This is a genomic window from Tunturiibacter empetritectus (genome assembly GCF_013410875.1).
GTDB lineage: Bacteria > Acidobacteriota > Terriglobia > Terriglobales > Acidobacteriaceae > Edaphobacter > Edaphobacter empetritectus.
In genome coordinates, this window is record NZ_JACCCU010000001.1 from 1407624 (window position 1) to 1428012 (window position 20389).

The 20389-nt window shown below is 60.3% G+C and carries 17 protein-coding genes; 10 read left to right on the forward strand and 7 right to left on the reverse strand.

Going from position 1 to position 20389, the window contains the following annotated elements; genetic code table 11:
• Positions 1-214 precede the first annotated feature (214 nt).
• Positions 215-541 carry a rhodanese-like domain-containing protein gene (locus tag HDF08_RS05960; protein WP_179637626.1) on the reverse strand — a complete coding sequence of 109 codons (327 nt, stop codon included), beginning with the start codon at positions 539-541 and terminating at the stop codon, positions 215-217.
• Between the two features lie 267 nt (positions 542-808).
• On the opposite strand from HDF08_RS05960, the gene HDF08_RS05965 reads away from it, so the two are divergent.
• From HDF08_RS05965 to HDF08_RS05980, 4 genes are all read left to right on the forward strand, one after another.
• Positions 809-2260 (forward strand): sigma-54-dependent transcriptional regulator, encoded by a 1452-nt coding sequence (locus HDF08_RS05965; protein ID WP_306459668.1) that lies wholly within the window; start codon positions 809-811, stop codon positions 2258-2260.
• 2 nt (positions 2261-2262) lie between these two features.
• Positions 2263-4227 carry a sensor histidine kinase gene (locus tag HDF08_RS05970; RefSeq protein ID WP_179637627.1) on the forward strand — a complete coding sequence of 655 codons (1965 nt, stop codon included), beginning with the start codon at positions 2263-2265 and terminating at the stop codon, positions 4225-4227.
• Positions 4224-4799 carry a hypothetical protein gene (locus HDF08_RS05975; protein WP_179637628.1) on the forward strand — a complete coding sequence of 192 codons (576 nt, stop codon included), beginning with the start codon at positions 4224-4226 and terminating at the stop codon, positions 4797-4799. Before HDF08_RS05970 ends, HDF08_RS05975 begins: the two co-directional genes overlap by 4 nt.
• Before the next feature lie 238 nt (positions 4800-5037).
• The gene (locus HDF08_RS05980; RefSeq protein WP_179637629.1) at positions 5038-6045 is read left to right on the forward strand and encodes a cupredoxin domain-containing protein; all 1008 of its coding nucleotides are present in this window, start codon (positions 5038-5040) and stop codon (positions 6043-6045) included.
• 147 nt (positions 6046-6192) lie between these two features.
• Here the strand turns inward: HDF08_RS05980 and secA are convergent, their stop codons facing one another.
• Together secA and HDF08_RS05990 are read right to left on the reverse strand one after the other, a co-directional pair.
• Entirely contained in the window at positions 6193-9240 is a 3048-nt protein-coding gene (gene secA, locus HDF08_RS05985) for a preprotein translocase subunit SecA (RefSeq protein ID WP_179637630.1), read from the reverse strand.
• A gap of 121 nt (positions 9241-9361) precedes the next feature.
• Positions 9362-9916, reverse strand: a complete 555-nt coding sequence (locus HDF08_RS05990; protein ID WP_179637631.1) for a DUF4232 domain-containing protein — start codon at positions 9914-9916, stop codon at positions 9362-9364.
• Between the two features lie 86 nt (positions 9917-10002).
• On the opposite strand from HDF08_RS05990, the gene HDF08_RS05995 reads away from it, so the two are divergent.
• A complete protein-coding gene (locus HDF08_RS05995; protein ID WP_179637632.1) occupies positions 10003-10770 on the forward strand; it encodes a bestrophin-like domain in 768 nt (255 codons plus the stop codon).
• A gap of 121 nt (positions 10771-10891) precedes the next feature.
• On the opposite strand, the gene HDF08_RS06000 is transcribed toward HDF08_RS05995, so the two are convergent.
• On the reverse strand, positions 10892-12520 hold the full coding sequence (locus HDF08_RS06000; protein ID WP_257031051.1) for a DHA2 family efflux MFS transporter permease subunit: 1629 nt from the start codon (positions 12518-12520) through the stop codon (positions 10892-10894).
• Between the two features lie 42 nt (positions 12521-12562).
• Here HDF08_RS06000 and HDF08_RS06005 point away from each other — a divergent pair, with 42 nt between their 5' ends.
• Positions 12563-13033, forward strand: coding sequence for a MarR family winged helix-turn-helix transcriptional regulator (locus tag HDF08_RS06005; RefSeq protein WP_179637634.1), 471 nt, complete (start codon positions 12563-12565; stop codon positions 13031-13033).
• Positions 13034-13088: 55 nt separating this feature from the next.
• Here the strand turns inward: HDF08_RS06005 and HDF08_RS06010 are convergent, their stop codons facing one another.
• The 3 genes from HDF08_RS06010 to HDF08_RS06020 form a co-directional block, all read right to left on the reverse strand.
• On the reverse strand, positions 13089-13892 hold the full coding sequence (locus tag HDF08_RS06010) for a hypothetical protein (RefSeq protein WP_179637635.1): 804 nt from the start codon (positions 13890-13892) through the stop codon (positions 13089-13091).
• Between the two features lie 147 nt (positions 13893-14039).
• Positions 14040-14837: a class I SAM-dependent methyltransferase gene (locus HDF08_RS06015; RefSeq protein WP_179637636.1), complete on the reverse strand. Its 798-nt coding sequence runs from the start codon at positions 14835-14837 to the stop codon at positions 14040-14042.
• A gap of 80 nt (positions 14838-14917) precedes the next feature.
• Positions 14918-15325, reverse strand: coding sequence for a cupin domain-containing protein (locus HDF08_RS06020; protein WP_179637637.1), 408 nt, complete (start codon positions 15323-15325; stop codon positions 14918-14920).
• A 155-nt stretch (positions 15326-15480) separates the two neighbouring features.
• Here HDF08_RS06020 and HDF08_RS06025 point away from each other — a divergent pair, with 155 nt between their 5' ends.
• The 4 genes from HDF08_RS06025 to HDF08_RS06040 all read left to right on the forward strand — a co-directional run bounded on the left by HDF08_RS06025 (position 15481) and on the right by HDF08_RS06040 (position 20377).
• Positions 15481-16884, forward strand: a complete 1404-nt coding sequence (locus HDF08_RS06025; protein ID WP_179638817.1) for a dipeptidase — start codon at positions 15481-15483, stop codon at positions 16882-16884.
• Entirely contained in the window at positions 16884-17615 is a 732-nt protein-coding gene (gene mobA / locus HDF08_RS06030; RefSeq protein WP_179637638.1) for a molybdenum cofactor guanylyltransferase, read from the forward strand. Before HDF08_RS06025 ends, mobA begins: the two co-directional genes overlap by 1 nt.
• A gap of 71 nt (positions 17616-17686) precedes the next feature.
• Complete coding sequence (locus tag HDF08_RS06035; protein WP_257030884.1) at positions 17687-18607, forward strand: ABC transporter ATP-binding protein; 921 nt, start codon at positions 17687-17689, stop codon at positions 18605-18607.
• 258 nt (positions 18608-18865) lie between these two features.
• Positions 18866-20377 carry a sugar transferase gene (locus HDF08_RS06040; protein WP_179637639.1) on the forward strand — a complete coding sequence of 504 codons (1512 nt, stop codon included), beginning with the start codon at positions 18866-18868 and terminating at the stop codon, positions 20375-20377.
• The last annotated feature ends 12 nt before the right edge of the window (positions 20378-20389 follow it).

The window sequence follows — 20389 nt, forward strand, 5'->3', positions numbered from 1 at the left end:
AGATCCCCTTCGGGGATGACAACAAGAACTGCAACGACAACTGCAAATACGGGGATCCTTCACTGCGTTCAGGATGACGGCTCTTTAAGATGGTTCGCTGCATTTTGGATGATGACCTTTGTTCAGGATGATGGCCTTTGTTCAAGATGACGGCCTTTGTTTAGGATGACGGCCTTTGTTTAGAATGATGGCCTTTGAAGTGGTTGCGTTTGCGTTAGTAGCGGGGGATGGTGGGGTCGATGGAGCGGGACCAGCCGTCGATGCCACCGGCGAGAGACTGAACGTGGTCGAAGCCTTGATTACGCAGCCACATGGTGACGCTGAGGGAGCGGGCTCCGTGATGACAGAGGACGACGATGGGGGCGTCGGGATCGAGCTCGGTGTGGGCGCGGGAGGGGATATCGCCCATGGGAATGAGGGTGGAGTCGGGGAGGTGAGCGGTTTGGTACTCCCAGGGCTCGCGGACGTCCAACAGGAGGGGGGCATTGGGCTGCTGGCGGAGCATGGAGAAGGCTTCTGCGGTAATTTCGGGCTCTAGCATGATTTCAAGGATATCCTTAGAGATGGCATTAGGAGAGATGGCATCAGGCACAGGGTTCCGCGCCTGGCTTTGACGAGAGTTGGGGCGAGGCTTGGGCGAGAGCCGGGTTAATGCCGGCGGTTCGGCGGAGTGTGCCGGGCTGGGTATGTTGTTGGGGATGCGGTTGAGCAGGGTGCATCCTGAGAGTGCTCACGAATTTCATTATGGACGGTGGCTGCCTTGGAGACTGTCTTGGGTTCTGCGAACGGTTTTGGTTTGGAGAGTGTATTGGAGAAGGTACTGATTGTTGAAGACGAGGTCCACGCACGGAGTGGCCTGACGGAGTTGATTGAGAGCTGGGGCTACAGGGCGGAGTGTGCGGCGGATGGGATGGAGGGTCTGGAGAAGGCGGTGGCGTGGGCTCCAGCTATTATTGTGACCGACCTGAAGATGCCGCGGATGGATGGGATGGAGCTGCTGAGCCGGATTGGCGAGCTGCCACAGAGGATTGCGGTGGTGATGCTGACGGCGCAGGGGTCGATTGAGTCGGCTGTGGATGCGATGCGGATGGGGGCGTACGACTATATTCCGAAGCCGGTGGACCCGGGTCGGCTGAAGACGATTCTGCAGAATGCGAGCCGTCAGCGCGAGGCGGATGCGGAACTGGAGTCTACGGGGCGGCAGCTGAGGGATACGGGTGTGCTGGGGCCAATGGTGGGGTCGTCGCCGCAGATGGTGGATATCTTTGCGATGATCGAGAGGATTGCTCCGTCGAATGTGTCGGTGCTGGTGACGGGGGAGAGCGGGACAGGAAAAGAGCTGGTGGCGCGGGCGCTGCATGACCTGAGTGCGCGGAGGCTGAAGCCTTTTGTTGCGGTGAACTGCGCGGCGATTCCGGAGACGCTGATCGAGAGCGAGATCTTCGGGCATGAGAAGGGCGCGTTTACCGGGGCGCTGGAGCGAAGGGCTGGATGCTTTGAGCTGGCAGAGGAGGGGACGCTGTTGCTCGATGAGATTGGCGAGATGCCGATGGCGACGCAGGCCAAGCTGCTGCGGGTGCTGGAGGACCGGAAGCTGCGCAGGCTGGGCAGCAAGATTGAGACGCCAGTGGATGTACGGGTGGTGGCGGCGACGAATAAGGATCCGGAGAAGGCTGTGGCGAGTGGGGAGCTGCGTGGGGACCTCTACTATCGGCTGAATGTTTTTAATATCCAGATGCCTCCGCTGCGCGATCACCTGATGGATGTGTCGGCGATTGCGGAGAAGATGATCGACGATATGAATGAGCGGCATCACTGCACGGTGGCGGGGCTAAAGGACTCGCTGATGATCCGGCTGGAGGGATATAACTGGCCGGGCAATGTGCGGGAGCTGCGCAACACGATTGAGCGGGCGGTGATTCTGGCGGGGTCGGGGATGCTGGGGATTGAGCATCTGCCGCCGCACTTTGGGGAACCGGGATTTGCTCCTCCGCCGAATCGCGTGGCCGGCGTGGAGGCTGCGGTTGTCGCAGCTGCGCAGGCGGCTCAGTTTGAGGATGGACAGCGGCGATTGGATGAGTCGAACTCGGTGCGGGTGGAGGTGGGGACGACGGTGGATGAGGCAGAACGGCAGCTGATTCTGAAGACGCTGGTGGCGACGCATAACAACAAGACGAAGGCTGCGGAGATTCTGGGGATCAGTTCGAAGACGCTGCAGAATAAGCTGAAGGAATATTCGAACGCTGCTGTGACGGAGTAACGATGCGGCTGAAGACGAAGCTGGTGCTGTCGGCAACGGGGCTGACGTTTGCGATCGTGCTGGTGCTTTCGGCACTGTTCTTGAGCGAGCTGCTGCGGCAGAGGATCGAGCAGACGGCTGCGGCGAATGATGTGCTGGTGCACGAGGTCTGGCTGGAGATGCGGAAGGCGGTGGAGACGGGGCTGCGGGCGAATCCGCCGGTGGACCGGAGCGACGAGGCGCTGCATCGGGCGGTGGTGGACGCGCTGAGGAGCGAGACGGCGCTGATGCAGGTGATGAATACGATTGTGCGCTACTCGCCTACGGTGCAGGACGTGAGCGTGACGGATGCGCATGGGCTGACCCTGCTGAGCACGGATCCGGATGCAGTGGATCAGCCGGCGGTGTTCCGGTTCAGTCTGGCGAGTGTTCAGAATGGGCCGATCTCGCGGCAGATGAGAGTGGTGTTCGGCAAGCCGCGGGTGCTGGATATCTCGCAGTCGCTGGAGCGGAATGGGGCGCCGTTTCTGGTGGTGCATGTTGGGGTGCGGTCGACGTTTTTGAAGAATGCGTATGAGCCGTGGCTGCTGGATGCACTGATCTTTGCTGCGCTGGCGGCACTGGCGGCGATGTTGTCGGCGGGGCTGCTGGCGAATGTGGCGCTGCGTCCGCTGGAGTCGATCAGCGCGCGGCTTGAGAGCTTGACGAAGGCGGGCGGGCCGATTCCGGAGAGGTTGCTGGAGAGCCGGAGTACGCGGAGCGATGCGGTGGTTCGGGTGACGAAGACGCTGGACCGGCTGGGAGAGCAGATGCGCACGCAGGAGGCTGGGTATACGGCGCTGCAGGCGAATCTGAACCAGATGCTGGATACGCTGCGTGACGGCGTGCTGCTGTTTACGGCGGATCGGCGGGCGGTGATGGTGTCGGATGCGGTGGCTTATTTTCTGGGTGCCCCGTTGAACCAGGATCACGAAAAGCTGGTGGGGATGCGGCTGGAAGAGATCTTTGCGCCGGATAGCGTGCTGGGAGAGGCGGTGCTGGAGGCGTTTGCGGAGGGGGGCCAGGTAAGTGCGCAGGCGTTGACGCTGGAGGACGGGCGGCAGGTGCAGTTCTCGCTGGACCGGATCTCGGGCCAGATCGATGAGGAACTGGCAGGGGCGGGGAGTGTGGCGACTCTGCTGACGCTGCGGGACATGGAGTCGGTGGCGCAACTGGGGCAGGAGTTGGAGGTGGCGCGCAGGCTGGCGGCGATTGGAAGGCTGACGGCCGGGGTGGGGCATGAGGTGAAGAACCCTATCAACGCGATGGTGCTGCATCTGGAGCTTCTGCGCGGAAAGCTGGCGCCGGGCGGTGCGGAGGCGTTTGGCGGGGCGCAGCGGCATGTGGAGATTCTGTCGGGAGAGATGCAGCGGCTGGACAGGGTGGTGCAGACGCTGGCAGACTTTTCGCGGCCGATGGAGCTGCATTTGAAGGAGCAGGACCTGCGCCAGGTGGTGGAGGTGGTGATGGAGCTGACTGCTGCCGAGATGCAGGAGAATAGGGTGCAGGTGATGGTGGATGGTCCGCGCGAGCCGTTGATGGTGAGAGTGGATGCGCAGCTGATGCAGCAGGCGCTGCTAAACCTGTTGCTGAACGGGATGCAGGCGATGCCCGAGGGCGGGGCAATGGTGGTGCGAATGCGGCGGGACCACCAGTTTGCTGTTGTGGAAGTAATCGATGAAGGAGAGGGTATACCTAAGGAGCTATTACCGCGTATCTTCGAACTGTACTTCACCACCAAACCAAAGGGAAGCGGAATCGGATTGGCGATGACGTATCGGATTTTGCAGCTGCATGGCGGAGCGATGGAGGTACGATCCAATGCCGACCCGGGTTCGGTCGAGCGGGGGACGACGTTTACGTTTCGAGTGCCGGTTGCGTCGGGAGTTGGCGGCGAGAGCAGGAAGGCCGCAGGTGCAGTTCAGAAAGAGCTAGGGGAACGGGTTTGAAGGGTACGGGCAACATTACGCAGAAGATCGCATGGACGACTCTCTGGTTTGGTTTGACGATGGGGATGGCAGGATGCCGGCATAAGCCGCAGCTCGCGCCGCTGCCGCCGGTGATGTCTCCGGTGGCGCTTGAGGATATTCCGGAGCCGGATGATCTGCCGATGGTGGAAGAGCCGCCGGCGAAGCTGCCGACGGTGCCGGTGTCGACCGAGGCAGGGAAGCCGAAGAAGAGGAAGAAGCAGCCACCGAAGGTCATTGCGCCACCTGAGCCCGTGTCTGAGACGCAGGTTGCCAGTGCGGCAGCGCCTTCGCCGGATGCGGCGGTGGGTGCTCTGACGGCAGGGGGAGAGACGAATCCTCAGACGAAGCAGGATGCGGAGGAGCTGATTGCGTCGATCGACAAGAGGCTGAATGCGCTGCCGGCACAGAAGGTGGAAGAGCAGAAGGCGCAGGTGAGCAAGGTGCGGAACTTCTGGAAGGATGCGCAGGATGCGTTGAAGTCCGGCGATGCCGAAGGGGCGAAGACGCTGGCGACGAAGGCTAAGCTGCTGCTGGATGATTTGGAGAAATAGCGAGTCAGCTAAAGGCAGCGAGTTAGCTAGTCGGCAGTTAAACCGGTCAGCGAGTCAGCGAGCCGGTGGCTCTGTAACTTCTTTTATTTTCAGAGGCTGGCAGTTGGCGCGTCTTCAACGATGCGCTTAGCCTCGGTGCGTCGACCTATGGCGAAGTTGACATCGCTGCGACGGGGCCTATAATTCTGCCGGGCTCCGGGCCTGCTCCCCCAAAAATCTATATTTCCAAGAGGCGATCATGAAATCGAGAATCTCGATGTTTGTGTCCGTGGCGGCGCTGGCGGCGCTGACCTTTTTTGTCCCGAGTAGAGTGTATGCCCAACAGAACTGGAAAGCGGCGTTGGGCGGTCAAAGTAGCGATATGGGCAGGCAGGCAGTGGCCTTTCTTCCCAACGAGCTGTGGATTCACGAGGGCGACAGCATCACCTGGACCTCCGGCAGCGGAGACATCCATACGGTGTCCTTCTTCATCGCCGGTCAGGCGTTTGAAGACTTTACGGTGGGTTGTCCTGGGTTCTCGCCGAGTGGCGCGAGTTTCGACGGCACCAAGTGCGTGAGCGCGCCTCCGCTGGTAGAGGGGCAGAGCTTCACCGTGAGCTTTCCCAAACCCGGCAACTTTAGCCTGATCTGCCTGGTGCACACGCACATGACCGGAGTCATACACGTCCTAGCCGCGTCGGCGACTCTGCCGCACGATCAGGCCTTCTATGACGCACAGGCGGCGGAACAGCGGAGGAGTCTGCTTACCGATACCGATAAGCAGAGGGACATGGATGACATGCTGTCGGCGCACCTGCTGGCAAACAAGAACAGCGTGACTGCTGGGATTGGAGAGATGACGGTGACCGGCGCCGGGTTTGAATCGCTTTCGGTTGTGCGTTTTCTGAAGGGAACGATTGAGGTCCATAAGGGAGACACGATTGAGTGGGTCAATTTAGACCCGGCCTTGCCGCATACGATCACCTTCGGAAAAGAGCCGGCGAATCCGGAGCCTCCGTCCGGCAATGTGCCTATAACTCCGGATGCGGATGGTGTGTTGCATGCGACGATCAGTTCGCAGGGGGACAACGTGCATTCGGGCCTGATTGTTGCATCACCTCAAAACCAGGTTGGCGTGGCGCAGTCTCCTCCGGGCAATACGCGTTTTCGCATTACCTTTACGGAGGCGGGGACGTACAACTACATCTGCGCGCTGCACGATAATCTTGGGATGATTGGCAAGGTGATTGTGCGGTCCAATTGGTAGAGAGTTAGCGAGTCAGCTGGTTAGCAAGTCAGCGAGTCAGCGAAAGGCAGCCAGTTAGCTAGTCAGCGGCGAGTTTGCGTAGGCAAGTTGTTCGCTGACTTGCTGACCGTTTTATCAGCTAACTTGCGGTTTTGCTGACTCGCTGCCTTACGCGGTGGCGCCGTGGCACTTTTTGTATTTTTTGCCTGAGCCGCAGGGGCACTCGTCGTTGCGGCCTACTTTTTCGCCGGCGTGGCGTGGGCCGGAGCCGTTGGTATCGGCGGAGGCTGAGCTTACGGAGCGGGCCTGCTCCAGTTCGCGCTGCTTCTTCTTTTGGAACTCGCGCTCTAGCGCGTCGATGGTGGTGGAGGGAGCGCGGTTGGGTGGCGGCGCTGGTATGTTTTGACGCGCAGCTGGTGCGTTGGTGTGTTGTGGCGGAGCCCCGGCAGGGGGGGTGTTTTGTGCGTTGATGGCGGCTAGCTGCTGGGTCTGTTGGGCCTGGGCTAGAGCCTGCGCGTGGGCTTGCGCTTGGGCGAGCTGCTCGGCGGACTCTATGGGGGTGCCGTCGGGGCCGATGATCTGCATGCGGAAGAGGTGGCGTGCGGTGTCTTCCTGGAAGCGCATCATCATGCCTTCGAACATCTCGAAGGACTCCTTCTTGTAGGCGACGAGCGGGTCTTGCTGCGCGTAGCCACGGAGGCCGATGCCTTCTTTGAGGTGATCCATCGCGAGGAGGTGGTCCTTCCAGAGGCCGTCGAGGACGGAGAGCATGACGATGCGCTCGTGGTAGCGCATGGCTTCGGCGCCGAGGATGCTCTCCTTGATGTCGTAGCGGCCGCGGAGGTTTTGGAAGATAGCTTCGCCTAGCTCGTGGCGGTTGAGTGCCGTGGCGTCGATCTCTTTTTCGAGGTGTGCGCCGAAGATGTCGTGGACCTGCGCGAAGAGAGGTTCGAGCTTCCACACGTCGGCGTGGACTTTTTCGGGGGCGTTCTCGTCGAGTATGTTGGAGAGGATGGTGGAGGTGTAGTCGTCGGTGATGAGCTGCTTCTGGTCGACTCCTTCCATGAGCTGGCGGCGGAGACCATAGACGGCTTCGCGCTGCTTGTTCATGACGTCGTCGTACTCGAGGACGTGTTTGCGGGACTCGAAGTTCTGGGTTTCGACGGCTTTCTGCGCGGCTTCGATGCGGCGGGAGATCATGCCGGACTCGATGGGAACTCCCTCTTCCATGCCGAGGCGCTGGAGCAAGGTGGAGACCCACTCGCGGGCGAAGATGCGCATGAGATCGTCTTCGAGTGAGAGGAAGAAGCGCGAGGAGCCAGGGTCGCCTTGACGACCGGCGCGTCCACGAAGCTGGTTGTCGACGCGGCGGGACTCGTGGCGTTCGGTGCCGAGGATGTGGAGGCCGCCTGCGCCGATGACGGATTCGTGCTCGGCTTTGGCTGCGCCCTCGTGGGCGGCGGTGGCGGCGTCCCATGCGGCCTGCGTGGTTTCGAACTCCTGGCCGGTGTAGTAGAAGCGGACCATGCCGGGGCCGGCGACGGGGCTGATGATGCCTTCGGCTGCGGAGACGGCGCGGGCCTGTTGTTTGCGGACGAGGTCCTGACGGGCCATGAACTCGGCGTTGCCGCCGAGGAGGATGTCGGTGCCACGGCCTGCCATGTTGGTGGCGATGGTGACCATGCCGAGACGGCCGGCCTGGGCTACGATCTCTGCTTCCTTCTCGTGGAACTTGGCGTTGAGGACGACGTGGCGAACGCCTTTGCGCTTGAGGATCTCGGAGAGGAGCTCAGATTTTTCGATCGACGTGGTGCCGACGAGGACGGGCTGCTTTTCGCCGTGGAGACGGGCGATCTCGTCGGCGACGGCAAAGTATTTCTCCTGCGCGGTGCGATAGACGACGTCGGCGTTTTCGATACGGAGCATCTTGCGGTTGGTGGGGGTGACGACGATGTCGAGCTTGTAGATCTTGTCGAACTCGGCGGCTTCGGTCTCGGCGGTGCCGGTCATGCCGCTGAGTTTTTTATACATGCGGAAGTAGTTCTGGAAGGTGATGGTGGCAAGGGTCTGGTCTTCCTTGCGGATGGCTACGCCTTCTTTGGCTTCGACGGCTTGATGCAATCCGTCGGACCAGCGGCGACCGGGCATGAGGCGGCCAGTGAACTCATCGACGATGATGACTTCGCCCTCTTTGACGACGTACTCGACGTCGCGCTTGTAGAGGGAGTGGGCCTTGATGGCGACTTCGACGTGGTGTTTGAGGTCCCAATTTTCGGGGTCGGCGATGTTGCCGATGCCGAGGAGGCCTTCAATCTTCTCCCAGCCCTCGTCGGTGACGGTGATGGAGCGGGTTTTTTCGTCTACTACGTAATCGCCTGACCAGGTTTTGGTTTCGACGGTCTCGATGAGTTCGCCGAGTTCGAGCTTAGGGATGATGATGTTGACGCGCGCGTACTTGTCGGTGGTCTGGTCGGTGGGGCCGGAGATGATGAGCGGGGTGCGAGCTTCGTCGATGAGGATGGAGTCCACCTCGTCGACGATGCAGTAGTAGTGCCCGCGCTGGACCTGATCCTTGAGCTCGAACTTCATGTTGTCGCGCAGGTAGTCGAAGCCGAACTCGTTGTTGGTGCCGTAGGTGATGTCGGAGGCGTAGGCGTCGCGGCGCTGCTCATCGGAGAGGTCGTGCACGATGACGCCGACGGTGAGGCCGAGGAAGCCGTAGATCTTGCCCATCCACTCGGCGTCGCGTTTGGCGAGATAGTCGTTGACGGTGACGACGTGGACGCCGCGGCCGGCGAGGGCGTTGAGATAGCAGGGGAGGGTGGCGACCAGGGTTTTTCCTTCGCCGGTCTTCATCTCGGCGATCTTGCCGGAGTGGAGGACGATGCCGCCCAGCATCTGCACGTCGAAGTGGCGCATGCCGACAGTGCGCTTGCCGGCTTCGCGGACGACGGCGAAGGCTTCGGGCAGGATGGCGTTGAGTGCTTCTTTTTCGGCGGCGTTGCGCTCGTCGGCGTTCTCGGGGGTGTCGGGGATGTTGGCGATGGCCGCGGCGATGCGCTGGCGGAACTCGGCGGTCTTGTTGCGCAGAGCCTCGTCGGAGAGCGCCAGGGTGGTCGGCTCGAGCGCGTTGATCTGCGCGACGGTGGGCTGGATGCGCTTGACGGCGCGTTCGTTACTGGTGCCAAAGACTTTTGCAATGACTGAGTTGAGCAAAACGGTATCCTTCGGGGCGCACTTTGTCCCAAATACTAGTGTAACTGGTATGGGTGGCGCGGTTGGAGGTGAAGTTGGCCGTTGGAGATACGGCGGATCAGGCTCGGGTGGCGCTAGCGAGCTAGGACTTCGAGCGGACGTAGACCGGATCGCGCTTGAGGTAGGCGAAGCGGTACTTGGCATCCTGGCCTGAGGGGGCGCAGAGGTGGCCGGTGAAGGGAGCGCGGAGGGTTTCGGCGCCGAAAGATATTGCTACGAAAGCTGGGGTGTAGCATTTGCTGTTGTCGAAGACTTCGCCGGAGACCCAATAGAGTTCGCCGGTGGCTTCGGCGTTGGCAGGGATTGCTACGGGCAGGATGACGGGGCCGGGGTGCATGCCGGGCGGGAGTTCGACGGAGATGGGGAGTTTGGTGTTGGAGGCGTCTTCGAAGACGAGTGCAGGGCGACCGGGGACGGTGCAGGTTTGCGCGCCGATGTTGCGGAGCACCAGCAGGGTTCCGGAGTGCGACATGCCGTCGAAGTTGCCGCCTTCGCCGTCGAAGGAGAGCGAGAGTTGGGCGGCGGTGCAGGCCAGCAGGGTGGACGCTGAGGGCAGAGAGGTCGCGCTCGCAGAAGAGGCGAGGATGAGGACCACGGCGACGACAACATAGACCGCGTTGGAGGCTGGTTTGGTCACTGAAAGAATTTTAGTCTTTCTTTGTGTCTCTGGTGAGATTGTAAGCTGACTTGTCAGTTGCGGAATTTGATTGAGGCGGGAATCTTATGCTGAGTTACGTGCAGAGTAGCTTGCTGGTGGTTTTGGCGATGCTGGTTTCGGTGGCGTTGGTGCTGGTGCTCAATCGGGCATGGCCGATTCCGAATCGCAAGCTGATCAATGATGTGACGGGATGGCAGCTGGGAATTTTGGGGACGACGTATGGGGTGATCCTGGGATTCATGCTGTATACGGTCTGGATAGACTTTCGGGCGGCGGAGGTGAATGCGACGCAGGAGGCGAGTTCGCTGTTGACGGTGACGCGGGTGGCGTCGGCGCTACCGGCTGCGGAGAGGGAGGCGTTTCGCGGGTTGGGGATGCAGTATGCGGATGCGGTAGTGCACCAGGAGTGGCCGGCGATGCAGCGTCAGGAGGAGAGCCGTGCGGGAGAGAGGATCGAGGTAGAGATGTGGAAGCTGCTCGCGGGGCTGAAGGACGATGCCGGCGCGGCGAATAGCGTGGACCACCTGACAAGGGTGTTGAGTGAGCTGTCGGAGAGGCGCAGTCTGCGGGAGGAGCAACTTCGCGTGCGGCTGCCCGTGGTGCTGTGGATCTTGCTGCTGGCTGGCGGGGGCGCGACGGTAGGGTCTTCGTGTCTGCTGGGGAATGACAATAAATGGCTGCACTATTGTCAGGTGCTGGCGTTGACGTTTGTGGTGGCGGTGACGTTGTCGGCGATTGCGGACCTGGCGCGGCCATTTGAGGGTTCGGTGTCGGTGAGCCCGGTTGCGTTTGAGCGTGTGCAGACGATTATGCAGCTGGATGCGGCTCGTTAGCGGCTACTCGCTTATTCAAAGCGTTGCCGAGAGCACACATCAAAGTCGAGATGTGGGGCACCCGCTTTTTGCGGCTGTAGGGTGTGTTCGAGATGCTGGATTAGGGCGTTGAGGCCAGGGGTTAGTGTCCGCCCATGGCTTCGGGGTCGGGTTTTGCGGCTTTGGTGGGGAGACGCATGATGAAGGGCAGCGGCGTGAGCAAAAAGATGGTGCAGGCGAGGATGGCGAAGGCGTTCTTGTAGCTGAGCATCGAGGCCTGGCGGAGCATTTCCTGGTAGGCCTGGCCGAGGGCCATCTGTGAGGCGCTGGCGGCAGACATGCCCTGCGACATCAGCATCTCTTTCATGCGGTCCATGTAGAGGTTGTAGGGGACGCTGCCGCGGACGACGTTGGCGGAGAGAGCGACCTGCTGAACCTGGGAGTTGCGCGCCAGATAGGTGGTGAGGAGCGCGGTGCCGGCGCTGCCGCCGAGGTTGCGGGCGAAGTTGGAGAGGCTGGAGATCTGGTTGGTCTTGCTGGCGGGCACGCCGACGTAGTTGAGCGTGCTGATGGGGATGAAGATGAAGGCGAGACCGATGACCTGGAGCATTCGCCAGAGGGTGACGGTGCCGAAGGCTGTGTTGAGGTCGAGCCGCGTGAGGTTGTAGATGCCGATGGCGGTGACGAGATAGCCGAGGCAGACCATGAGGCGTGGATCGAATTTGCCGAGGCTGCGGCCGGCGACGAACATCATGATCATCATGACGAAGCCAGCGGGGGAGAGGACCATGCCGGCGCGTTCGGCGGTGTAGCCGAGCAGGCCTTGGAGGTACTGCGGGATGAGCACGGTCGAGCCGAAGAGGACCATGCCGAGGATGAGCTGGAGGAAGACGGCAGTTCCGAAGTTTCGGTTCTTGAGGAGCTTGAGGTCGACGATGGGATCGGGATGGTGCCACTCCCACCAGGTGAAGAAGATCAGCGTGGCGGCGGCGAGGATGGCGAAGGTGCGGATCATGGGATCTCCGAACCAGTCCTTCTCCTGGCCTTTATCGAGGGTGAACTCGAGGCAGCCGACACCGACGGCTACGAGGCCCAGACCGAGGAAGTCGATCTTGAGGTGCTTGGCCTGCTCCATGCGCTCTTTGAGATGGGGTGGATCTTCGACCATGCGGTTGCTGAGATAGAGCGAGATGAGGCCGATGGGGATGTTGATGAAGAAGATCCAGTGCCAGTTGAAGTTGTCGGTGATCCAGCCGCCGAGGGTTGGGCCGATGGCGGGTGCGACGACGACGGCCATGCCATAGACTGCGAAGGCCTGGCCTCGTTTTTCGATGGGGAAGGTGTCGGCGAGGATGGCCTGCTCGCTGGGAGCGAGGCCGCCGCCGCCTGCGCCTTGAAGGATGCGCGCGACGATGAGAAGAGGAAGCGTGTTGGCGATGCCGCATAGGAACGAGCAGATGGTGAAGAGGGCGACGCAGACCATGTAGAAGCGCTTGCGGCCGAAGCGGTTGGAGAGCCAGCCGGAGATGGGCAGGACGATGGCGCTGGAGACGAGGTAGCTGGTGAGGACCCAGGTGGCTTCTTCAGAGCTCGCGCCGAGGGTGCCGGCGATGTGGGGCAGGGCAACGTTGGCGATGGAGGTGTCGAGTACCTCCATGAAGGTGGCGAGTGTCACGGTGAGCGCGATGGCCCAGGGATTATGGTGAGGCTTCCACGCGGCGGGCGCGGCGATAGGCATGGGCCGGGCGAGCGAGGGCGAGGGTGCAGTCATTGTTGCCATATCAGTCTCCTGATATGATATCAGGAGACTGATATGGTTTCTTTAAATTCTAACGGAGTAAAGCGGCAGGCTGAGAGGCGGAGGGCGGCGCAGATGATGAAGCGCATCCTGATCCACTTTCGCAGCCAGATGGACGAGGCGCTGCGGCCCCAGGGCGTGACGACGGCTCAGCTGCACATTCTGAAGACGCTTCGGGAGGAGCCGGGGGTGTCGGGTGCCCAGTTGGCGCGGCTGTGCTATGTGACGCCGCAGTCGGCGCAGTCGCTGTTGACGGGGCTGGCGAGAGATGGGTGGATTGTAAGGAATAAAGGGCGGGGGAATGACCGGATTCTTGCGGCGCGACTGACGGCTGAGGGGGAAGAGCTGCTTCAGGAGGCGGAGAAGATGGTGAAGGTGATTGAAGGAAAGCTGTGGCGAGGGGTGGCTGAGAGTTCGATTGAGGCTTTGAATGGGGTGCTGGAGCAGTGCCTTGCGAATCTTGGGCCTGAGCCGGACGGCCGTTAGCGCCTGAGAAGAGAAGCCAGAAGGGCCTGCCCTGAGAAACGGCAGGCCGTTGGTTTTACTGGCTGGGTTGTTTGCCGTGGAACAGTTTGTGGTTGATGTCGGGCCAGAACTCGTGAAAGAGGAAGGTGCCGGCGTCGATACCAATGTTTGATCCCCATTTACTGACAGTGTTGCCGAGGGTACGTTCTCTCGAGGGGTAGTAAAGGTTGGAGAGTCCGGCGCCGGCACCTGCACCGACGATCTCGCTAATGTTGAAGGTCTCATTTCCGGCATCGTTGCGCGTGATTACGACGCGGCTTAGAGAGTAGCCAGCGCGCTTCATGAAGCCGCCGTGTCCCAGAGTGTAATAGCGGTTGTCTTCCCGGGTGATGACGGGGAAGATGGCCTCGACGGTGTAGTTTTCCACGGCCTGATCGGCGAAGGCATGCCAGTAGTAGCGTCCGTAGCCGGCGGCTCCCTGGCGAAATTCCGGAGTGCTGTTTGTCGCCTGATTGATGCCGGCGACGGCGGCCGGCAGAAAGATGGAGGAGTAGTCAAAGCTGTCCTGCGAGGCAGTTTTGAACTTTTCCAGGACAGTTTGCGGCGGGAGATGGGTGTTGGCGCTGACGGCGCGGAAGTTTGGGAAGATGCCGAGGATGCGTTTGGTTTGAACGCCTTCCTGCTCTGCCACCGGGCCTGAGATAGGGGCCTGGGGCGCGTTGGGTAGATCGGAGTTGTCGAGCGAGGACGAGGAAGAGGTTTCGGCGCTGACCTGGGTAAACGTTGCTGGCTTATCTTGTGCATGCGTGCTGCCACAGAAAAGATACAGTGACAGGAACAAATTGGTGGCGCTGAGGGGGAGGCTTGATTTTATTTTCATAGGCTAATTGTTTTATTGATTCGTTAGACGCAAAAATAGGATGTTTCGTCTTACGGAGATGATTCATCGACTTTATCTGATTCTCCCCACGGGAAGTGTTGGGGAGATGATGTAAGATGCGCGCTTTTGCCGGGGAATGTATGGGGCTTAGCGGAGGGTGGCGTGGAAGCGAAGGCGAACGTAGTCGGCGATCCAGTTGCCGTCGGTGTCGCGGAGGATGGGCTCGAGCAGGGCAATAGTGTTGGCGACTGCGGCTGCGCGATCGTGTGGATTGAGCCGGTCGAGGACACCATTGCGGAAGGTGTTGAGCCAGGACTCCATGCCTGTTGGAAGCGGTGTGGGGCGAGGGATGAGTTCGATGGATTGGACGGTGAAGCCGGCGGATTCGAGGAGATGGCGATAGAGCGCGGGCGAGGGGAAGAAGCTTGCGGCGGTGGCTTCGGCGTCGATGTGAAAGGGCGCGAGGGTGGCCTGGAGTGCGGTGCGGATGGCAGCGACGTTGCCGTAGCCGCCCATCTCGGCGACGAAGCGGGCTTGTGGATTGGTGCTGCGGAGGGCGCGATGAACGCCGGCGAGCGTGGCCTGGTGGCCGGAGATGCCGGGGATCCAGTGAAGGGCGGCGTTGGAGAAGACGGCGTCGAACTGGTTGTTATAGGGGAGTGCTGTGGCGTCGTGTTGCTCGACGTCAAATTTTGCTGCGCTGTGGAGGCTGCGTTGACGGGCTGCGGAGAGCATGGCGGGTGAGGCGTCGACGCCGGTGAGGATGGCGCCGGTAGCGGCGAGTTGTTCGGTGAGGGCGCCGTCGCCACAGCCAAGATCGAGGATGCGTTCGCCGGGCTGGGGAGCGAGGAGAGCGACGACGTTGGAGGCGAGGTTGGCTACGAATCGGCCGTTGGCGGCATAGGCTTCGGTGTTCCAGGTTTGACCGGTGGGTTGGGCGCTCATCTGCTTATTGTTCGCCGAAGCGCGCCGCTTTGCGAGGAAGATAAGAATTTTCTGTGTGGGGATAAGTTCGGGACAGGTGGTCAGGTGCCGTAGCCGCGGTGCTTCATTGCCAGCAGATCCTGATTGCTGGGCCAGGAGAGTGTGAGGAGGAAGGCGGAGTCCTGAAGGGCTTCTACTTCGTGGCGGATGGAGGCGCTGAGAGTGATGAGGTCTCCTGTCTTGAGGTCGTGGGGCTTGCCGTGAACGGTGAAGCGTATCTGACCCTTAAGGACCTGGACGGAGAGGGTTCCGTCTGCATGATGCTCCTTCATCCGCGCTGCGTTTTCCATGACGATGAGGACGACGCGGAGGTCATGTTTCTTGAAGAGGGTTTTGGCGTAGTGGCCGGATTGCCAGGGCTTCTTCTGCTCGGAGTCGGCGATCTCCTTGGGTAGGTCAAACTGCGCCAGCTTGTCGATCATGGTGCCGTCTTTGAGGGAGGTGGTCATTTTGTTTCCTCTTAGCCCGCATTAATTACGCTCTGGGATGGACCAGATGCAAGGGGAATGATTGGGCCGCGCAGAGCGGACATATACTTGTGTTTTGCCGGGAAGAGACTTTGCCGGCGTGAGACTGTTCCAGGAGTGAATCGGTGACGACGAAGATGATGACGGCGGTTGAATTCGGGCGGGAGAACAAGGGGCGTTTTGTCGAGGAGCTGAAGGCTCTGCTGCGGATTCCTTCGGTGTCTACGGATCCTGAGCATGCGGGGGATGTGCGGCGGGCTGCGGAGTTTGTTGCGGCGGAGCTGAAGAGGATTGGGATGGAGAACGTTCGTCTGATTGAGACGACGACGGCGGAGCGGAAGGGACATCCGCTGGTGTATGCGGATTGGTTGCATGCTGCTCCGATTGCGGATGGGAAGGCCAGGCCTACGGTGCTTTGTTATGGGCACTATGATGTTCAGCCGGCAGAGCCGTTGGAGGAGTGGAAGACGCCGCCGTTCGAGCCGACGGAGAGGGATGGGAACATCTATGCTCGCGGGGCCGTGGATGACAAGGGGCAGATGTGGATGCATGTGAAGGCGCTGGAGTCGCTGATGGCTGCGGGTGGCGGGAAACTGCCGGTGAATGTGCGGGTGATTGTTGAGGGAGAGGAGGAGGTTGGCGGTGAGGGGATTGCTGCGTTTGTGCGGGAGCACGGCGATCAGCTGAAGGCGGATGTAGCGCTGGTGAGCGATACGGAGATGTTTGCGCCGGAGTTGCCGACGCTGTGCGTTGGTCTACGCGGGATGATTTATACGGAGATTGAGGCGCGCGGGGCGAAGACGGATCTGCACTCGGGGATGTATGGCGGGGCGGCTCCTAATTCTTTTGTGGCGCTGGCGCAGGTGATTGCGAAGCTGAAGGATGAGAACGGAAAGATTTTGATTCCGGGATTTTATGACGCGGTGCAGAAGCCGACTCCGGATGAGTTGAAGGCTTGGAAGGCGCTGCCGTTTGATGAAGAGCACTATCGCACGACAGAGGTTGGGTCGAGTGTGTTGACGGGCGAGCCTGGGTTGAGTGTGCAGGAGCGGACGTGGGCGAGGCCAACGCTCGATGTGCATGGGATGCCGGGTGGGTTTGTTGGAGTAGGCGCGAAGACTGTGATTCCAGCGAAGGCCGTGGCGAAGGTGAGCATGCGGCTGGTGCCGGATATGACGCCGGCGGAGAGCTTCGCGAAGTACAAGGCCTATGTGGAGTCGATCGCGCCGAAGGGAGTTGCGCTGGAGGTGCGGTTGATTCATGCGGGCGATCCGATCGTGGTGAGCACGGATAACTCTTACGTGAGGGTCGCGACCGAGGCGATGCGCGAGGTGTTCGGTAAGGAAACGGTGTTTGTGCGTGGGGGCGGGTCGATTCCAATTGTGGGGGACTTTGTGCGGGAGCTGAAGGTGCCGACGGTGATGATGGGTTTTGGATTGCCGGATGACAATCTTCATGCGCCGAACGAGAAGTTTCATCTGGCGAACTTTCATCGGGGGATCGAGTCGATTGTGCGGTTTCTGAGTGGCGTGGGTGCCTGATGGCGTGCTCGGTCCCGAAAGAGGTCGGCGGCTATGTGCTGGCGGGTGGAAAGAGTTTGCGCATGGGGCGGGACAAGGCATTGCTGGAGCTGGCGGGGAAGCCGCTGGTGCGCCATGCGGTGAAGAAGCTGCGGCGGGTGTGCATGGATGTTCGCATACTGAGCGGAAACCCGGAACTCGCGGAGTTCGCGCCGATTGTGGCTGATCTGCATCCAGGTTGTGGACCTCTTGGAGGGCTGGAGGCGGCGCTTATGCATTCCACTTTCGATTGGAGCCTGTTTCTGCCGGTGGATATGCCGTTTCTTCCGACGGCGTTTTTGAGTCAGTGGGTTCGCAGAACGATGACGGAGGAAAAGAGGGGAGCGAGGCTGGCAATGTTTACAGTGGATGGTGTTCCGCAGCCTACACTGGCGATGGTTCACCGGGACGTCGCCCCCTTTGTGGCGAGTGCTGTAGAGCGGGGGGAGTTCAAGTTGTATCCGGTATTGGAGCGGGCGGCCAGGGAACTGGCGGCGAAGCAGGGGGGCGTGCTCGGAAGGACATTCCGCAATTTGCCATGGAACGATGAATCGACATTTCAAGCAACGCCAAACTTGTACGGTCCACGCCAAGAAGGCTGGATGGCAACGACCGAGGCGCAGCAGTCGGCGAAGCATCTGTGGTTTGCGAATTTGAATACGCCGGAGGAGTTTGCTGAGGCGGAGCGGCATGTCGATGCACTGGATACATAGCGGGATACGAAGCGGGCGATGGGTTAGGCTAGATTTGTGTCTTGATTTTTTGGTGGGTAGGAGTCGCTTAGATGGCAGAGCCGGATGACATGATCGAGGAACGGCCGCACGAGGTGACCGCGGATACTCCGCTGATTGAGAGCGTGTCGGAGGACGTGTCGGCTGAGGTGGGTGATTTCATTCAGCAGGCGGCGGAGCAGAATGAGGCGGCTGCCGAGGCTTTGCCGGATATCAAGAACAAGCCTGCGCCCTACATCTCGTTTGAGCATGTGTATAAGTCGTTCGGCGAGTTTGTGGTGTTGGAAGATGTGAGTTTCTATGTGCTGCCGGGGGAGACGCTGTGCATCCTGGGTCGAAGCGGCGTGGGCAAGTCGGTGTCGCTGCAGATGCTGCTGGGTTTTTTGAAGCCGGATAAGGGGATGATCAAGGTTGCAGGGGAGAATATCTGCGGCTTTCAGGAGAAGGAGTTACAAGAGATCCGCCGGAAGGTGACGATGGTCTTCCAGAACGGAGCGCTGTTCGACTCGATTACGGTGGGAGAGAACGTCGCGTTTCCGATGCGGGAGCGCGGGGAGATGGCCGAGGACCAGATTCTGCAGGTAGTGAAGGGGTTGCTGGAGATGGTGGGGGTTGCGGGGATGGAGGGTCTGCTGCCGTCCGACCTGTCGACGGGGATGAAGCGGTCTATCGCGATTGCGCGGGCGCTGGCATCGCAGCCGGAGGCTGTGCTGTATGACGAGCCAACAACGATGGTGGACCCGCTGATGGCACATCTTCTTGGAGATTTAATCGAACGGCTGAAACAACAACTGCATCTGACGAGCATTGTGGTAACGCACGACATGCGGCTGGCTAAGAAACTGGCGGACCGAGTGGTGTTTTTGAGCGCAGGCAAAGCGATTTTCTTTGGAACGATGGAAGAGATGGAACGCAGCCAGGACCCGATACTTCAGGAGTTTCTGGCGCTGGATGAGTTGGTAACTCCGGTCTAGGGTTGCGGGCGTGAGGCAGGGCGCGGCTTCGGTAAAGCGCCTCCCACGAAGATGTTAGATGTGTCGTGCAAACTGTTGCAGTATCAGTTGCCAAGCCCCGGTCTGAGACGTATGCTCCAGATAGCATCCAAAATTATCAATGACCCGCAGCACTGTCTTATTTTGCGTCTTTTTTTATCGACGATACCCATGAGCTTCAATTTGGGCATCCTATCGACTACAAGGCCCTGGGATTATTTGAGTTGAAAGGCGTTCGCTATGGCGACACCGGATTATCTGCAGCAGGTCATCGTTTCAGAGAGAAAATACACGGGGAATGGAAGGCGCGCGTCAAGGGCCGACGGGGTCTTCCGCAGGCCGTCGATCACGAGTACGGTGTGGGCCTCGCTGGACCTGCTGACCGTGGTGATTGCGGCGGTTGCAGCTTTAAGGTTCCGTGTTGAGACGCCCGCGAATGTGCCTACGCTGCATGTGCTCCCGCATCTGATCAAGTCCTCCCCGAATCTTCTGTTTTTTTACATTGGCTGGTATGGAATCTGCCTGATCTTCTTTACGCGGTCTTATGGGCTGTACGGGACGATTCAGCACCATAGCGGATTGCATGAGCAGAGGATGACGATTCAGGCATCGCTGACCTCGGGCTTGCTTCTGTGCGGGACGCTTTATCTGTCGAGCGGCGAGGCGATCTCGCGAATCGTGGTTGGGTTGATGGTGGTGTTTACGACGGTGCTGCTGTGCCTGCGGCGCGCGTTGTGGCGGAGGATGGTCTATCGGCGATTCCGCGCCGGTATCGAGACGCGGAATGTTTTGATTGTGGGGGCGGGGCGTGTGGGGCATGCGCTGAGGAACCATATCGACACGCTGCAGCATCTCGGATTTCGATTCAAGGGCTTTGTTGCATTGACGGAGCGCGAGGCGGAGTCCGGCAATGCAGATGTGATCGGCGATGCGAGGAACTGCCTGTCGCTGGCGCGATCGTTGTTTGTGGACGAGATCTTCTTCTCGGTGCCGGCAGAGGAGAAGATGGTGATCCGCATGGTGGAGGAGGCTCGGATTGCCGGCATCGACGTTCGCGTGGTTCCGGATATGTACGACGGGCTGGCGTGGAATGCGAGGGTTGAATATGTCGGTCAGTTCCCGACGATTCCGCTGCATCGCAGAGACTTTCCGATCGGCGGATTTTTGCTGAAGCGGGTGCTCGACACGACGGTTTCCGTGATTGGGTTGGCTTTGACTGCGCCGGTGATGCTGGCGATTGCCGCTGCGATTCGGCTGGATTCTCCGGGGCCGATCTTTTATAAGGCTCAGCGGATCGGGCGAAAAGGCCGCGCGTTCTCGTGCTACAAGTTCCGGACAATGGTGCAGAACGCGGATAAGTTGAAGGCGGATCTGGAACACATGAATGAACGGGATAGCGTGCTGTTCAAGATCAAGAAGGACCCTCGGATTACGAAGGTAGGCAAGGTACTGCGGAAGTATTCGCTGGATGAGCTGCCGCAGTTTTATAACGTGTTGAAGGGCGATATGAGCCTGGTGGGGCCACGTCCTCCGATGGCGGCTGAGGTGGAGCAGTACGATCTGGCGCATCTGCGGCGGCTGGACGTGCTGCCGGGCATTACAGGGCTGTGGCAGGTGGAGGCGCGGCAGGATCCCTCGTTCGACAGCTATATCTCGCTGGATACGGCGTACGTGGAGAACTGGAGTCTGATTATGGATCTTCGGATTCTGGCGCGCACAGTGGGTGTGGTGTTGAGCGGGACAGGCTCCTAAGCGGTAGACTTG

Excerpts from the sequence above, each read along its gene's own strand:
- HDF08_RS05980 (WP_179637629.1), top strand. The coding sequence starts at position 5,038 with ATGAAATCGAGAATCTCGATGTTTGTGTCCGTGGCGGCGCTGGCGGCG.
- HDF08_RS06020 (WP_179637637.1), bottom strand. The coding sequence starts at position 15,325 with ATGACCACCTCCCTCAAAGACGGCACCATGATCGACAAGCTGGCGCAG.
- HDF08_RS06025 (WP_179638817.1), top strand. The coding sequence starts at position 15,481 with ATGATGACGGCGGTTGAATTCGGGCGGGAGAACAAGGGGCGTTTTGTC.
- HDF08_RS06035 (WP_257030884.1), top strand. The coding sequence starts at position 17,687 with ATGGCAGAGCCGGATGACATGATCGAGGAACGGCCGCACGAGGTGACC.
- HDF08_RS06005 (WP_179637634.1), top strand. The coding sequence starts at position 12,563 with ATGGTTTCTTTAAATTCTAACGGAGTAAAGCGGCAGGCTGAGAGGCGG.
- HDF08_RS05970 (WP_179637627.1), top strand. The coding sequence starts at position 2,263 with ATGCGGCTGAAGACGAAGCTGGTGCTGTCGGCAACGGGGCTGACGTTT.
- HDF08_RS06040 (WP_179637639.1), top strand. The coding sequence starts at position 18,866 with ATGGCGACACCGGATTATCTGCAGCAGGTCATCGTTTCAGAGAGAAAA.
- HDF08_RS06010 (WP_179637635.1), bottom strand. The coding sequence starts at position 13,892 with ATGAAAATAAAATCAAGCCTCCCCCTCAGCGCCACCAATTTGTTCCTG.
- HDF08_RS05960 (WP_179637626.1), bottom strand. The coding sequence starts at position 541 with ATGCTAGAGCCCGAAATTACCGCAGAAGCCTTCTCCATGCTCCGCCAG.
- HDF08_RS06015 (WP_179637636.1), bottom strand. The coding sequence starts at position 14,837 with ATGAGCGCCCAACCCACCGGTCAAACCTGGAACACCGAAGCCTATGCC.
- HDF08_RS05995 (WP_179637632.1), top strand. The coding sequence starts at position 10,003 with ATGCTGAGTTACGTGCAGAGTAGCTTGCTGGTGGTTTTGGCGATGCTG.
- HDF08_RS06000 (WP_257031051.1), bottom strand. The coding sequence starts at position 12,520 with ATGACTGCACCCTCGCCCTCGCTCGCCCGGCCCATGCCTATCGCCGCG.
- mobA (WP_179637638.1), top strand. The coding sequence starts at position 16,884 with ATGGCGTGCTCGGTCCCGAAAGAGGTCGGCGGCTATGTGCTGGCGGGT.